Genomic DNA, 14092 nt, shown 5'->3' with positions numbered 1-14092 from the left:
GTTCCCGCAAAAAAGACCGGAAAAAAGAAGAAGGAATCGAATCCGCCAGTTTAAGGCGCGACGCGCTGCGCCCACTCGGCGGGGGTGTGCAGCTTCATGGACAGGGCGTGGATTTCCTCGCGCATGCGCTCGCCCAGTGCGGCGTAAACGCGCTGGTGGCGCTGCACGCGCGAGAGGCCGTCAAAATCGGGCGAGACCACGGTGGCGAAAAAATGCCGTCCGTCTCCTTCAACCTGCAGGTGGTCGCAGGCCAGGCCCTGGGCCAGGTAGCGGTGAACGTCGTCGGGGCTGGGATTCATGTCGGTTCTGCCTGAAAAATCAGCTGCGGATGCGGTAGCCGGTGCGCAGCAGGTTGAGCGCCCAGGCCACCACGGCCAGGTTGGCGGTGCCCACGATGAGCAGGCTGAGCCACGGAGAGACGTCGCCCTGGCCGAAAAAGCCGTGGCGGAAGCCGTCGATCATGTAAAAGAAGGGGTTCAGGTGGCTGACGACCTGCCACAGCGCGGGCAGGCCCTGGACCGAGTAGAACACCCCGGCCAGGAAGGTCATGGGCAGGATGATGAAGTTCTGGAAGACCGCGAGCTGGTCAAACTTCTCGGCCCACAGCCCGGCGACCAGGCCCAGCGCGCCCATCAGCGTCGCGCCCAGCACGCCAAAAATCAGCACCCAGGCCGGTTGCGCGGGCCAGGGCAGACCCGCCCACAGCGACACCGCCAGCACGCCCACGCCCACCGCCAGACCCCGCACCACGGCGCCCCCCACATAGCCCGCAAACCAGGCGGCGGGGGAGAGCGGCGTCAGCAGCAGGAAAATCAGGTTGCCCGTGACCTTGCTCTGGATCAGCGAGGACGAGGTGTTGGCAAAGGCGTTCTGCAGCACGCTCATCATCACCAGCCCCGGGATCAGGAAGCTGGTGTAGGGCACGCCGTCGAACACCTGCACGTGCTTGTCCAGCACATGGCCGAAAATCAGCAGGTAAAGCATGGCGGTCAGCACCGGCGCGGCGATGGTCTGGAAACCGACTTTCCAGAAGCGCAGCACCTCTTTGCGCCACAGGGCGCGGGCGCCGTCGAGGCGCCACAGCGCCGGGTCGTTCCAGGCGATGGCCGACGTGGGCAGGCGGGATACGGCGGGCTTCATGCGGATTCTCCTTCGGCGCTCTCGCCCATGATGTCCAGAAAGACATCCTCCAGCGCGGTGCGCGCCAGTTCGACATCTTCGACGCGCACGCCGCCCTGGCGCAGGCGCTGCAGCAGCAGCTCCAGCCCCGCAGCGTCCGCGCAGCGCATCTGCACCACGCGGCCCGTCACACGGGCTTCGGCCGCCAGATCGGGCGGCAGCGTGTCGTCGGTCTTGAACACCAGCAGGTTCTGCGAGGCCTTGGAGAGCAGACGGCTGGTGCTGTCCAGCGCCACGACGCGCCCTTTTTTGAGCATGGCAATGCGCTGGCACAGAGCTTCGGCCTCTTCCAGATAGTGCGTGGTCAGCAGCACCGCGCAGCCCTGCTGGCGGTTGAGGCGGCTGATGAACTGCCACAGCGTCTGGCGCAGTTCGACATCCACCCCGGCGGTGGGCTCGTCCAGCACGATGACGGGCGGTTTGTGCACCAGCGCCTGCGCCACCAGCACCCGGCGCTTCATGCCACCCGAGAGCTGGCGCATGTTCGCGCGTGCCTTGTCGGCCAGGCCCAGGCCTTCCAGCACCTCGTCGATCCAGGCGCCGTTGCCGCGCACGCCAAAATAGCCGCTCTGCTGCACCAGCGATTCGCGCACGCTGAAAAACGGATCAAAAACCAGCTCCTGCGGGACCACGCCCAGCAGCTTGCGCGCGGTGGCGAAATCGGCGCGCACGTCGTGACCCATCACGGTGACGCGGCCCGACGTGGCCTGCGACAGCCCGGCCAGCAGGCTGATCAGCGTGGTCTTGCCCGCGCCGTTAGGGCCCAGCAGGCCGAAAAATTCGCCCGGCATGATCTGGAAATCGACCCCCTGCAGCGCCTGGAAGCCGCCCGGGTAGGTTTTGTGCACCTGCTCGAACACCACGGCCGCGTGGCGATCCGGCGCGGCCGGGGATGGGGTTTGCGGGGAAATTGTGTCCTGCGCGCTCATGGCACTCCAGAAAAACCAAAACCCAAAGCCGCTGTCACGCTGCTTTGGGCCAGGCGCCCGTCACGGACAGGCGGCCAGGTCAGAGAAAAAGATCAGGCGGGTTTGCCTTCGGCCACGCGGCCAATCAGATAGTCCAGCACTGCAAACGAGCCTTCCGGACCGCCGGTCATGCCCAGATCCGTGGTGTACAGGCCCTGCACGCCCAGCGTGGGGGTGCCCTGGATTTTATAGGCCTGCATCAGCGACTGGGCCTGACGCTGTTTACCGACCACAGCAAACGACTGGGTCACCTGCTGGTACTTGGCCCAGTCCACGCCCAGTGACTTGACGAAAGCCTGCTCCAGCGCGTTGGTGTCCAGACGGTTGCCATCCACGTGGATGGTGTTGTAAATGCGGGTGCTCAGCGCTGTATTCATCAGCCCCAGCGCCTGCAGCGTGTAGTGCATGCGCTGAAGGCGGGTGTAAGTGGGGTTGAAGCCGACGGGGACCAGGGTCACGACGACGTTCTCGGGCACTTTGGCCGCCCAGGCGTCGAAGGCGTCGTGGTAGTGGAAACAGTGCGGGCAGGCGTAAGAGAAAAACTCCAGCACCTCGACCTTGCCCTTGGGCACGGACACCGGCGCGGGCTTGGGCAGACGGTTGAAATTGACCCCCACCTTGGGCGCTGCGGCGGACATCGCAGCACCGGCTGCAGGCGCCGCTGCCGTCTGGGCACGGGCCAGCAAAGGAGCGGTCACAAGGCACAGGGCAGCGGTGCTGCCCACAAATTCGCGTCGGTTCATGAGATATGGATGGACTGGATGGAACACAGCGCACAGTATGGCCTGAAGCGGCCCGGTGCGCGACGGTCGGGGCCTATGGCCCTGCGGCCACCCCAGCGGTTGGAGGGCCAGGGTGCGGCGAAGTTCCCCACCCCACCCGCGCCACCAGGCTCAGTTGCCGCCGCCCACCACCATGGACGGCACGCTCATGGCCTGCAGCTCGGCCTGGGCCACTTCGGCCTGGGCGCGGCGGGCAAAAGGTCCCAGGCGCACGCGGTAAATCGTGTTGCCGTTGACCTGGCGCTCCTGCACCTGAACCACATAGCCCTGCAGTGTCAGCTGCGCACGCTGGCGGTCGGCCTGCTCGCGGCTGGAGAAAGCCCCGGCCTGAACGTAGGTGCGCTGGTTCTGGGCCGCCGGAGCCTGCGGCGCGGGCGCGCTGGCCTGGCCCCCATTCAGGATGGCGTCGGCATCGCGGGCTTTTGCGGCGGCCAGAGCTTCGGCCTTGGCCTTGCGCTCGGCAGCGAGCTTGGCTTTGCGGTCGGCGGCATCTTTGGCCTCTTTCGCCTTGCGGGCGGCTTCAGCCGGGTCAACCGCCGGGGGCAGCACTGCGGCAGGCGGCGTCAGGGCCGCGACACGGGCCGGCGGGGCGGCCGGCGCTGCAGGTGCAGCTGGCGCCTGGGCCGTCGACGGCAGCGTGGCGGTGCTGGGCACCGTGGGCGCAGGCACAGCCGGGGCATCGTCCATGCCGGTCGCCAGCTGTGCGCCGGGCTCGGGGGCGGCCGGCTCGGGCGCGGGCTGGTTCGGGGTGACGACCTTGGTGGAGTTGCTCGCCGAGCTCAGGCCGGCGTTCGGGTCGGTCATGGGCAGGCGATCGGTCGCGCTGGACGACGGCACCTTGTCCACAAAAGGCGCGGGGGTGCGGGTGATGACCAGCGCCGCGATCAGGGCGGCAGCCAGGGCCAGCAGCAGGCCGATGACCAGGCCGATACCAAAACCACCCGCCTGGAAGCGGGACTGTGTCACCGGCCGGGCGGCTGCCTGGGCGTCCGCGCGACGGGGCCGGAACACCGTGGCGCTGGAGGGACGGGACTCTTGAAAAGACATACGGAATTCCTGCAAAAGATCAGTCGGGGGCAGCTGCACGCTCCAGCCGCTGCGGGGCCGAGACCCCCAAAACCTGCAATGCGTTACGACACACTTGCGCCGTCGACCAGAGGAGCGCCATGCGTGCGGCCGCCAGTGTCGCATCATCCACAAGGAATCTCACCCCTCCATAAGTGGAATGGAAAGACGCTGCCAGGTCGCGCAAGTAAAAGGCCACGTCGTGTGGCGTCAGACCAACACTGGCGCGGGTCAGCATGTCGGGGAATTCGGCCAGGCGCGACATCAGCGCCAGCTCCAGCGGGTCGGTCAGCAGGGCCAGATCGGCGCTGCGCAGGTGCTCAAGCCAGGCCGCATCGAGCACATCAGCGGGCAGGCCGGTGCGTGCCGCGTACTGCGCCAGCACCGAGCAGATGCGCGCGTGGGCGTACTGCACATAGAACACCGGGTTGTCGTCGCTGTGCTGCACGGCCAGATCGACATCGAAAACGTACTCGGTGTCGGCTTTGCGGCTGACCAGGAAAAAGCGCACGGCGTCCTTGCTGGTCATCTCGACCAGATCGCGCAGCGTGACATAGCTGCCCGCGCGCTTGGACAGCTTCACCTCCTGCCCGCCGCGCATGACTTTGACCATCTTGTGCAGCACGTAATCGGGGAAACCGCCCGGCACGCCGATGTCCAGCGCCTGCAGCCCGGCGCGCACGCGGGCGATGGTGCCGTGGTGGTCGGTGCCCTGCACGTTGATGACCTTGTGATAGCCCCGGCGGAACTTGTCCACGTGGTAGGCCACGTCTGGCACGAAATAGGTGTAGCCGCTGCCATCCGCCTTGCGCATGACGCGGTCCTTGTCGTCGCCGTAATCGGTGGTGCGCAGCCACAGGGCGCCGTCCTGCTCGAAGGTGTGACCGGCGGCGACCAGCGCCGACACCGTCGCCTCGACCTGGCCGCTGGTGTACAGGCTGCTCTCCAGGAAGTAGCGGTCGAAGCGCAGATCGAAGGCGCGCAGGTCCAGATCCTGCTCGCGGCGCAGATAGGCCACGGCGAACTCGCGGATGCTGTCCAGATCGTCCGCGTCGCCGCTGGCGGTGGTGCTGCGGTCGTCGGCCTGGACGCTGGCGCGCGCGGCAAATTCGCGGGCGATGTCCATGATGTACTCGCCCCGGTAGCCGTCTTTGGGCCAATCGGGGTTGGGCGCTTCGTCGGAGCCGGGCTCGTGGCCGCGCAGGCGCGCCTGCACCGACAGCGCCAGGTTGTGAATCTGCGCGCCCGCGTCGTTGTAGTAAAACTCGCGGGCCACCTGCCAGCCCTGGGTGGCGAAGAGGCGGCACAGGCTGTCGCCCAGCGCCGCCTGGCGGGCGTGGCCCACGTGCAGCGGCCCCGTCGGGTTGGCCGAGACGAACTCGACCATCACGCGCTGCTCATGCGGCGGCTGGTGGCCGAAGGCGTCGGTGGCAGCCAGCACTTCGGCGATCACCGCCTGGCGGCTGGCGGCCTTCAGACGCAGGTTGATGAAGCCGGGGCCCGCCAGCTCCATCGATTCGACGTGCTGGCGAAAGGCCTCTTCCTGCTCCAGCGCGGCAACCAGCGCCTGGGCGACTTCGCGCGGGGGCTGGCGCAGGGGGCGCGCCAGCGCCATGGCGGCGGTGATGGCGAAATCGCCGTGGGCGGCCTGGCGCGGCAGTTCGAGGGTGGCGCGTACCGGCGCGTCGGGGGGCGAAAGTCGGACCAGCACGGCGTCCAGCGCCTGCTGAAGGTGTTTTTTGGCTTGAATCATGGCGCTTATTTTAACGGCGCCCCGTTGCCAAGCGGTCACACTTCGGGGATGAAGCGCTTTTTCCCCAGTTGGGCCGCGGGCCAGCGTCGGCCGCAGGCGGGCGAGGCGCTGCCTGCGCACGCCGCTTCAGACCCGCCCGGGGCCGCCAGCGCCACGGGCCTGCCCGGCCACATCGGGCGCTACCGCGTGATGCAGCGTCTGGGCAGTGGCGCCACCGCCGAAGTGTTTCTGGCGCGCGACGATTTCAGCTCGCGCCTGGTCGCCATCAAACGCATGCTGGTCCAGCAGGAAGGCGCCTGCGAGGGCGAGACCGATTTCCTGCCGCGATTTTTTGCCGCAGAAGCCGCACTGGTCGGGCGGCTGAACCACCCCAACATCGTCCAGATTCTGGATGCTGACGCGCACGCGCAGCCGCCTTTTCTGGTGATGGAGTACGTGCCCGGCGGCACGCTGCGCGAGTTCTGCGCCGCCGACCACCTGCTGCCGCTGGATCAGGTGGTGGACGCGGGCTTCAAGTGCGCGCAGGCGCTGGACCATGTTTACCGCCAGGGCGTGGTGCACCGCGACATCAAACCGGCCAACATTCTCTACTCGCGCAGCGGCGGGCACGGCCTGGATGTGAAGATTTCGGATTTCGGCAGCGCCTTCAATTTCACCTCAGACCAGACGCAGGTCTTCCGCGTGGGATCGCTGTCTTACATGCCGCCCGAGCAGCTCGATGGCAAGGATCTGGATCACCGCGCCGACCAGTACGCGCTGTGTGCGGTGCTCTACCACCTGATCGCCGGGCGCGCGCCCTTCGAGGCCGCCAACCACGGCATGCTGGTCCACCAGATTTACAGCCAGACGCCGCTGCTGCTGGACCAGCGCCGCCAGAACCTGCCGCCCGCGCTGGTCGCGCTGGTGGCGCGCGGCTTGGCCAAAGACCCGGCTGAGCGCTGGCCCGACTGGGCGCAGGTGGCGCAGCAGCTCGCCGATCTGGTCAGCCGGGGCGATCTGGGCCAGGCCAGCCAGCAGGAGGTGCTGGACACCGAACGCTTTGCGCTGCTGCGCGGGCTGGAGTTTTTTGGCGGATTCAACGACGTGCAGCTGTGGGAAGTGGCCCGGCGCGGCCACTGGCAGCGTTTTGCGGCGGGCGAGGCGCTCTTCACCCCCGGCGAAATCGGCGGGCGCTTTTACATTCTGGGCCGTGGCCGGGTCGAGGTTTTCCGGGGCGATCTGCGCGTGGCCGATCTGGGCAGCGGCACCTCGGTCGGCGAGATGGCCTATCTGGCCCCCAGCCCCGAACTGCGCCAGCACAGCGCACTGGTGCGCGCCAGCGAAGCCACCACGGCGCTGGGCCTGACAGTAGAAAGCATGGCGCAGTTCAGCGCCGAAACCCGCCACTGCTTCGACCAGGCCTTCATTCAGGTGCTGGTGCGCCGCCTGCACGCCGCCCACGAATCGCTGGCCCACCCGAGACAGATTCTGCCGCCGAGCCGCTGAGGAGGACTATCAAGAGATGCGACGATTGACTCTTATGCATGAACATGCATAATCAATGTTGTCTGAATCTTTCAAACTACTCCACACAACAACAAAAACAGGAGTTGCCCATGAAGTTCGAATGTGATCCAGGCAAAAACGAATCCAACATCGTCAAACACGGCATTGGTCTGCTGCAGGCCATAGCCATGTTCCCGCCTGCCAGTGACGCCATGCTTGTGATCGAAGACTTGCGCAACGCCTATCCTGAGCCGCGTTTCCGGGGGTACAACGACATCAGCAGCCGCCTGATGGTGGTGGTTTTCTGTCAGCCAGAACCGCACATCATGCGGATTATTTCACTCAGAAAGGCCAATGATCGTGAGCAAAAAATGGTTGACGCTATCCGTTGGCGAACCCAGACCCGCCATTGACTGGGCCAGAGCAGATGCCGCGCCCCACGCCGGTCAGCCCGACGACGAGAGCCCGGAATTGACCGAAGCGGAAGCGGTGCGCCTTCGGCCGCTGGCGCAGGTTCTGGCGGATTCTGAAAAGGGGCGCCAGCGCATCACGATCTCGCTGGATCGGACGGTGGTGGATCAGTTCAAGGCTCTAGCGGGTGGGCGTGGCTATCAGTCGCTGATTAACAGTACGCTGCGTGCAGCGCTGTCAACTCAAGGCGGGAGCGCAGGGTCAGCGCCACTGGAAACGATCAAGCAGGCCCTGCGCGAAGTGCTGCAGGAAGCCCGCACACCAGACAAGCCCTGATCAGCGCTTGAACAGCGAACCCAGCGCCTGCTGGGCGATTTCGGCGATGCCGCCGGTGGGCAGCTGGCCGTTGGGGCTGATGCGGTCGATCAGGCCGGGCAGAAGCTGGCTGAGCTGGTCCGTGACTTCGGGGGCGGTCGTGCCCACTTTGCTGGCCAGCTGGTTGACAGTGTCCGTGCCCAGCAGTTCGCTGACCTGACCGGGGGCGATGGGCTCGTTGGCGCCCTTGCCGATCCAGGACTGGACGATGTCGCCCAGGCCCAGCTGCTGCGCCTTGGCCATCAGGCCCTGCAGGCCACCTTCCTGCTGACCCAGAACGCTGACCAGCGCGCCGATCAGGTTGCCGTTGCCGCCCTGGCCGCCCATGACGCCTGCAGCCATCTCAGCCACTTTATCGAACAGTCCCATCGTGATCTCCTGCGCCGCAGCGCCCGGTTGCAAATACAAGAGTCCGCACTGTACTGCAGCCCGACGCCAGACAAGCCGCCACCGGACACCCGCCACGCACGACGCCCCCGGCCAGGCGCACAAGGCCACGGCTGCGGCTAGAATTGTTGCTTCAACGACAACTGGATGCGGAGCAGGACCATGGCGCTGACAATGGATGACAGAGACGGAAAAATCTGGATGGACGGCCAGCTGGTCGACTGGCGCGACGCCAAAGTCCACGTGCTGACGCACACCCTGCACTACGGCTGCGGCGCTTTCGAAGGCGTGCGCGCTTACAAAACCGACAAGGGCACCGCGATTTTCCGCCTGCAGGAACACACCCAGCGCCTGCTCAACAGCAGCAAGATCCTGCGCATGCCCATCACCTGGACGGCCGATCAGCTCAATGCCGCGCAGTGTCAGGTCGTGCGCGAAAACGCGCTGGACAGCGCCTACATCCGTCCGCTGGTCTGGCTGGGCTCCGAGAAGCTGGGCGTTTCGCCCAAGGGCAACACCGTGCACGCCATGGTCGCCGCCTGGAACTGGGGCGCCTACCTGGGCGAAGAAGGCCTGAAGCGCGGCATCCGCGTCAAGACCAGCAGCTACACACGCCACCACGTCAACATCACGATGACGCAGGCCAAGGCGGTGTCCAACTACACCAACTCCATCCTGGCCAATATGGAAGTCACGGACGACGGCTACGACGAAGCGCTGCTGCTGGATTCCAGCGGCTTCGTGTCGGAAGGCGCGGGCGAGAACATCTTCGTCATCAAGGACGGCACAATCTACACGCCCGACCTGTCGGCTGGTGCGCTCAACGGGATCACGCGCAACACCGTGTTCCACATCGCCAAAGACCTGGGCCTGGAGATCATCCAGAAGCGCATCACCCGCGACGAGGTCTACATCGCCGACGAGGCCTTCTTCACCGGCACCGCCGCTGAAGTCACGCCTATTCGCGAACTCGACCGCATCGCCCTGGGCGCGGGCTCGCGTGGCCCCATCACCGAGAAGATCCAGTCGGCCTTCTTCGACATCGTGAACGGCCGCAACCCCAAGTACGCCCACTGGCTCACGCCCGTTTCTGCCTGATCGCGCCAAGGTTCCGTCATGAGCACTCCGACAGCCTCCCCCGTCATCGTCACCGCCCGCGAACTGCACGGCTGCACCTCGGTGTGCTGCCCCAATCCGTCAATGACGGCCTGGAACAGCCACCCGCGCGTTTTCATCGACATCAGCCACACCGGCCGGGGCGTCTGCCCCTACTGCGGCACGCAGTACCAGCTCAAAGAGGGCGAAGTGGCTGGCGGCGGACACTGAACACCCGCGCGACAGCCCCATGAGCGCCCTGCAGGACATCGTCCTGACCCTGTCCTGCCCGGACGCGCCGGGCATCGTGCACCGCGTCTCGCAGGTGCTGCACGAAGCTGGCTGCAACATCGTCGAATCGCAGCAGTACGGCGATGTCTTCGAGGCCGACGCTTCGGGGCGATTTTTCATGCGCGTGCATGTTCAGGCGCTGGCCGAGAATGACGGCGCTGCCGGTGACGTGCTGGAGACGCTGCAGCAGCGCTTTGCGCCGACCGCGCAGGCCCTGAAGATGCAGCACAGTTTTCACGCGCTGGGTCAGCGCCCGCGCGTGATGCTGCTGGTCAGCCGGTTCGGGCACTGCCTGAACGATCTGCTCTACCGCTGGCACAACCGCCAGCTGCCGGTGGACGTGGCCTGCGTGGTCTCCAACCACCCCGATTTCGAAGCGCTGGCGCGCCACTACGGCCTGCCGTGGTACCACCTGCCGCTGGCCCCGGGCAGCGACCACGCGGCCAAGCGCGCCCAGGAGCAGCGCATCGAGGCGCTGATCCACGATCATCAGGTCGATACCGTGGTGCTGGCGCGTTACATGCAGATCCTCAGCCCCGAGTTCTGCCAGGTGCTCAGCGGCCGCGCCATCAACATCCATCACAGCTTTCTGCCCAGCTTCAAGGGCGCCCGCCCCTACGCCCAGGCGCACGCCCGTGGCGTGAAAATCATTGGCGCCACAGCGCATTACGTGACAACTGACCTCGACGAAGGCCCCATCATCGAGCAGGATGTCGAGCGCGTTGACCATCGCCTGACGGTTGAAGATCTGACGGCCGTGGGCCGCGATATCGAATGCCGGGTGCTGGCCCGTGCCCTTCGGTGGCATGCCGAACGCCGTGTGCTGATCAATGGTCAGCGCACGGTGGTTTTTCGCTAGGCGGAATTCCGGGTGGCGCCCCCCCCCTGTTTGCGGGGGTTGGTTCTTTCCGGCGCTGAGTAGATTCCTCGATAGAATCCGCAGCTTGATGAAAGGGACCTCAGACGCCCTCTCAGGGCTCGTTTCCGCCCTTTTTGCACTTTCTGGCTGTTTTCTCCTGTCTGATTGGCCAAGGCCAAGGAGGATTCCGCTGCACCCTGACGGGTGTTTGTCCTATTGGTCGTATTCCATGAGTTTTGAGTCCCTGGGCCTTGCGGCACCGATTTTGCGTGCTGTCCGCGAACAAGGTTACGAGACCCCCACCCCCATCCAGGCCAAGGCCATTCCGCTCGTTCTGGGCGGTGGCGACGTGCTGGCGGGCGCGCAGACCGGTACCGGCAAGACGGCCGGTTTTACGCTGCCCATGCTGCAGCTGCTGTCGGCCCAGCCACCGCGCAAAGACGCCAAAGGCCGCTGGCCCATCCGCGCCCTGATCCTGACGCCCACGCGCGAACTCGCTGCGCAGGTCGAAGAAAATGTGCGCCAGTACGCCAAATACCTGCCGCTGACCTCGATGGTCATGTTTGGCGGTGTGGGCATGCAGCCGCAGGTCGAGCGCCTGAAAAAAGGCGTGGACATTCTGGTCGCCACGCCCGGCCGCCTGCTGGATCACCACCAGCAGGGCACGCTGGACCTGAGCCAGGTGCAGATTTTCGTGCTCGACGAAGCCGACCGCATGCTGGACATGGGCTTCATCCACGACATCAAGAAAGTCCTGGCCATCGTGCCCAAGGACAAGCAGAGCCTGCTGTTCTCGGCCACCTTCAGCGACGAGATCAAGGCCCTGGCCGACCGCCTGCTCAAGCAGCCCGAGCTGATCGAGGTCGCGCGCCGCAACACGGCCGCTGAATCGATCGAGCAGCGCGTTTACACCGTCAGCCGCGATCGCAAGAAAGAGCTGCTGGCCCACCTGATCCAGAGCAACCGCTGGGACCAGGTCCTGGTGTTCGCGCGCATGAAGCACGGCGCCAACCGCCTGGTTGATTTTCTGAACACCCAGGGCGTCACCGCCATGGCCATCCACGGCAACAAGAGCCAGTCGGCGCGCACCAAGGCGCTGGCCGATTTCAAGACCGGCCAGCTGCGCGTGCTGGTGGCCACCGACATTGCCGCCCGCGGCATCGACATCGACCAGCTGCCGCACGTCATCAACTACGAGCTGCCCAATGTGCCGGAAGACTACGTCCACCGCATCGGCCGCACGGGCCGCGCGGGCGCGACGGGCGAGGCTTTGTCGCTGGTCAGCGTGGATGAGGATATTTTCCTGCGCGACATCGAGCGCCTGATCAAGCTGCAGATTCCGCGCCATACCGTGGCCGGTTTCGAGCCGCGTCCCGACGAGCGGCCCGAGCCCATCGTGCTGGGTCGCCGCATGACCATCGGGGCTGGCGCAGGCAACGGCGGACGCCGTCCATCGGGCAACGGGCACGGCGGTGGCCGTCCGGCCACGCCTTCGGGAGGTGGCAGCAAGCCCGCCAGCCCCAAACCGTCGCCCTCGCGCGGCGGCCGCTCGGGCTTCGCGCCCCGCACGCGCAGCGCATAAGTGCTGCGCTGGGTCATGGCCTGCAGCGCGTAAGCGTTGCGCTGGGTCACGGCCTGCAGCGCCTGATCAGCGACTTCTGACCGTCCGCTGTCCGCAGCGGGTGGCTACACTGGCGTCCATTCCTGAGCGGGAGCGCGGACATGGACGCCATTGCCATCACGGCTATCACCAACTTCATGCTGGCCTGCGAGGTTTTTTTCCTTGCAGGATGGCTGGCGCGTGGCCCATCCAGCGGCGCCCTGCAGCGCGGTTCTGCCGCCTTCTGGTGGGCGCTGGGCCTGACGCTGCTGGGCCTGTCGGCGCTGCTGGGCGGCATAGACCACGGCTTTGTCCAGGCGCGTGGCCTGGACCGCTACCTCATCACCCACCTGAACTGGATGGTGCTGGGCGGCATGACAGCTTGCGTGCTGCTGGCCGCCGCGCAGCAGTTTTTTACGGGGCGGACGCGGCGCGTTCTGGTGGCCGTGGCGCTGCTGCAGTGGGCGGCCTACAGCAGCGTGCTGTGGCAGACCGACCGCTTTGTCGTCGTCATCGTCAACTATCTGCCTGTCATGCTGCTGTGGCTGGGGCTTAACGTCTTGCATCTGCGCCAGGGAAGTCCGGGCGCATCACCCGCCATGGTGGCGGGCGTGGTGCTTTTGCTGGCGGCATCGGCGGGGCAGGCTTTGAAAGTCCGCTGGCCCGGCGCCGAGCTGCTGGACCACAACGGGCTGTATCACCTGATCGTCATGGTGGCGGTGGTTCCGATGGCGCTGGGTGGGCGCGGGCTACGTGCAAGTTGTGGACCGGTTTGAAGGCTTGGCAACTATTGAGAGCGCCCCAGCAGGCATAGCCACAGCCAGGACGGCACTGCGGCCTGGCGGCGTATCAGCGCTATCCCACGCACAAGCGATTATTTGATTTCCAGGCTGTCTATCCGGCAGTGAACGGCGTCCGGCAGCGCAGCGCGGCGCTGGGCCGTTTCTAAGCTGCCTATCCGGCAGTGAACGCCTGCGCCATGGTCCGGGTCGGTGACGTACATTTCTAAGCCGCCTATCCGGCAGTGAACCTGTCTGGCGCTCGGTTGTTGGTCCTGCTGGTTTTCTAAGCTGCCTATCCGGCAGTGAACGAATCCGGCGCCATATTGCGGGTTGGTCAGTATTTCTAAGCTGCCTATCCGGCAGTGAACACTGCCTGGCGGCATCGAGCAGGCCTGTGTTTTTTCTAAGCTGCCTATCCGGCAGTGAACGCGATCCTGGCGATCGGCGCGGATTTTTTCGATTTCTAAGCTGCCTATCCGGCAGTGAACAAAATTTAAGCGCTTGCCTTCGCCTCGACACTTTTCTAAGCTGCCTATCCGGCAGTGAACCGCAACACCGAAGCGCAGGCCGGGGCCTGCAATTTCTAGGCTGCCTATCCGGCAGTGAACCTTTGTGACTGGTGGCGGGCTTCCCAAATGTTTTTCTAAGCTGCCTATCCGGCAGTGAACCATGCGCCAGCGATCAGGCTGGCCGGGTTGAATTTCTAAGCTGCCTATCCGGCAGTGAACTGATGCTGCTGGGGCGCTCGACCTGAGCTGGTTTTCTAAGCTGCCTATCCGGCAGTGAACCCTCGCGCAACAAATCCAGCAAGTGGCCTCATTTTCTAAGCTGCCTATCCGGCAGTGAACCCCCTGACCCGCTCTGTTCTGTGTGCTGTTTGTTTCTAAGCTGCCTATCCGGCAGTGAACAAACGATGAGATGCGACGCACAGGAGCGCCCATTTCTAAGCTGCCTATCCGGCAGTGAACCAACAGCAACCGCAGCACGAATCTCTCAAGCTTTTCTAAGCTGCCTATCCGGCAGTGAACAATCCCAGCGCAAAGCTGCTGAACAGGTCTGC

15 protein-coding genes and 1 CRISPR repeat array are annotated in these 14092 nt (G+C 65.4%); of the genes, 8 read left to right on the top strand and 7 right to left on the bottom strand.

The window, feature by feature from the left end:
• Window positions 1–50 precede the first annotated feature (50 nt).
• The 6 genes from RV045_RS04920 to argS all read right to left on the bottom strand — a co-directional run bounded on the left by RV045_RS04920 (window position 51) and on the right by argS (window position 5747).
• Window positions 51–299: a BolA family protein gene (locus RV045_RS04920; RefSeq protein WP_423234663.1), complete on the bottom strand. Its 249-nt coding sequence runs from the start codon at window positions 297–299 to the stop codon at window positions 51–53.
• Window positions 300–318: 19 nt separating this feature from the next.
• The gene (locus tag RV045_RS04915) at window positions 319–1140 is read right to left on the bottom strand and encodes an ABC transporter permease (protein ID WP_423234662.1); all 822 of its coding nucleotides are present in this window, start codon (window positions 1138–1140) and stop codon (window positions 319–321) included.
• On the bottom strand, window positions 1137–2108 hold the full coding sequence (locus RV045_RS04910; RefSeq protein ID WP_423234661.1) for an ABC transporter ATP-binding protein: 972 nt from the start codon (window positions 2106–2108) through the stop codon (window positions 1137–1139). The genes RV045_RS04915 and RV045_RS04910 overlap by 4 nt, the downstream gene beginning before the upstream one ends.
• Window positions 2109–2200: 92 nt before the next feature.
• Window positions 2201–2890 carry a thiol:disulfide interchange protein DsbA/DsbL gene (locus RV045_RS04905; RefSeq protein WP_423234660.1) on the bottom strand — a complete coding sequence of 230 codons (690 nt, stop codon included), beginning with the start codon at window positions 2888–2890 and terminating at the stop codon, window positions 2201–2203.
• Between the two features lie 150 nt (window positions 2891–3040).
• Window positions 3041–3976 (bottom strand): SPOR domain-containing protein, encoded by a 936-nt coding sequence (locus RV045_RS04900; RefSeq protein WP_423234659.1) that lies wholly within the window; start codon window positions 3974–3976, stop codon window positions 3041–3043.
• 19 nt (window positions 3977–3995) lie between these two features.
• On the bottom strand, window positions 3996–5747 hold the full coding sequence (gene argS / locus RV045_RS04895; RefSeq protein WP_423234658.1) for an arginine--tRNA ligase: 1752 nt from the start codon (window positions 5745–5747) through the stop codon (window positions 3996–3998).
• Between the two features lie 48 nt (window positions 5748–5795).
• On the opposite strand from argS, the gene RV045_RS04890 reads away from it, so the two are divergent.
• From RV045_RS04890 to RV045_RS04880, 3 genes are read left to right on the top strand one after another with little or no spacing between them, the layout of a single operon-like run.
• Window positions 5796–7232, top strand: a complete 1437-nt coding sequence (locus RV045_RS04890; protein WP_423234657.1) for a serine/threonine-protein kinase — start codon at window positions 5796–5798, stop codon at window positions 7230–7232.
• Window positions 7233–7270: 38 nt separating this feature from the next.
• Window positions 7271–7645 (top strand): BrnT family toxin, encoded by a 375-nt coding sequence (locus tag RV045_RS04885; RefSeq protein ID WP_423234656.1) that lies wholly within the window; start codon window positions 7271–7273, stop codon window positions 7643–7645.
• Window positions 7593–7979 (top strand): BrnA antitoxin family protein, encoded by a 387-nt coding sequence (locus tag RV045_RS04880; protein ID WP_423234655.1) that lies wholly within the window; start codon window positions 7593–7595, stop codon window positions 7977–7979. The genes RV045_RS04885 and RV045_RS04880 overlap by 53 nt, the downstream gene beginning before the upstream one ends.
• Here RV045_RS04880 and RV045_RS04875 read toward each other — a convergent pair whose 3' ends face one another.
• On the bottom strand, window positions 7980–8387 hold the full coding sequence (locus RV045_RS04875) for a YidB family protein (protein WP_423234654.1): 408 nt from the start codon (window positions 8385–8387) through the stop codon (window positions 7980–7982).
• Window positions 8388–8579: 192 nt separating this feature from the next.
• On the opposite strand from RV045_RS04875, the gene RV045_RS04870 reads away from it, so the two are divergent.
• The 5 genes from RV045_RS04870 to RV045_RS04850 all read left to right on the top strand — a co-directional run bounded on the left by RV045_RS04870 (window position 8580) and on the right by RV045_RS04850 (window position 13026).
• The gene (locus RV045_RS04870; RefSeq protein WP_423234653.1) at window positions 8580–9503 is read left to right on the top strand and encodes a branched-chain amino acid transaminase; all 924 of its coding nucleotides are present in this window, start codon (window positions 8580–8582) and stop codon (window positions 9501–9503) included.
• An 18-nt stretch (window positions 9504–9521) separates the two neighbouring features.
• Window positions 9522–9731 carry a zinc-finger domain-containing protein gene (locus RV045_RS04865; RefSeq protein WP_423234652.1) on the top strand — a complete coding sequence of 70 codons (210 nt, stop codon included), beginning with the start codon at window positions 9522–9524 and terminating at the stop codon, window positions 9729–9731.
• A 19-nt stretch (window positions 9732–9750) separates the two neighbouring features.
• Window positions 9751–10650: a formyltetrahydrofolate deformylase gene (purU, locus tag RV045_RS04860; protein WP_423234651.1), complete on the top strand. Its 900-nt coding sequence runs from the start codon at window positions 9751–9753 to the stop codon at window positions 10648–10650.
• Between the two features lie 229 nt (window positions 10651–10879).
• On the top strand, window positions 10880–12232 hold the full coding sequence (locus RV045_RS04855) for a DEAD/DEAH box helicase (protein WP_423234650.1): 1353 nt from the start codon (window positions 10880–10882) through the stop codon (window positions 12230–12232).
• Window positions 12233–12372: 140 nt separating this feature from the next.
• Window positions 12373–13026, top strand: a complete 654-nt coding sequence (locus RV045_RS04850) for a DUF6962 family protein (RefSeq protein ID WP_423234649.1) — start codon at window positions 12373–12375, stop codon at window positions 13024–13026.
• Between the two features lie 106 nt (window positions 13027–13132).
• Window positions 13133–14060: direct repeats of the CRISPR family, unit length 28 nt; unit sequence TTTCTAAGCTGCCTATCCGGCAGTGAAC.
• Between the last annotated feature and the right edge of the window lie 32 nt (window positions 14061–14092).

It is taken from the genome of Amphibiibacter pelophylacis (assembly GCF_037688875.1).
Lineage (GTDB): Bacteria > Pseudomonadota > Gammaproteobacteria > Burkholderiales > Burkholderiaceae_C > Amphibiibacter > Amphibiibacter pelophylacis.
Note: the sequence above shows the minus strand (reverse complement) of the source record. Positions and strands in the feature narration are given on the sequence as shown.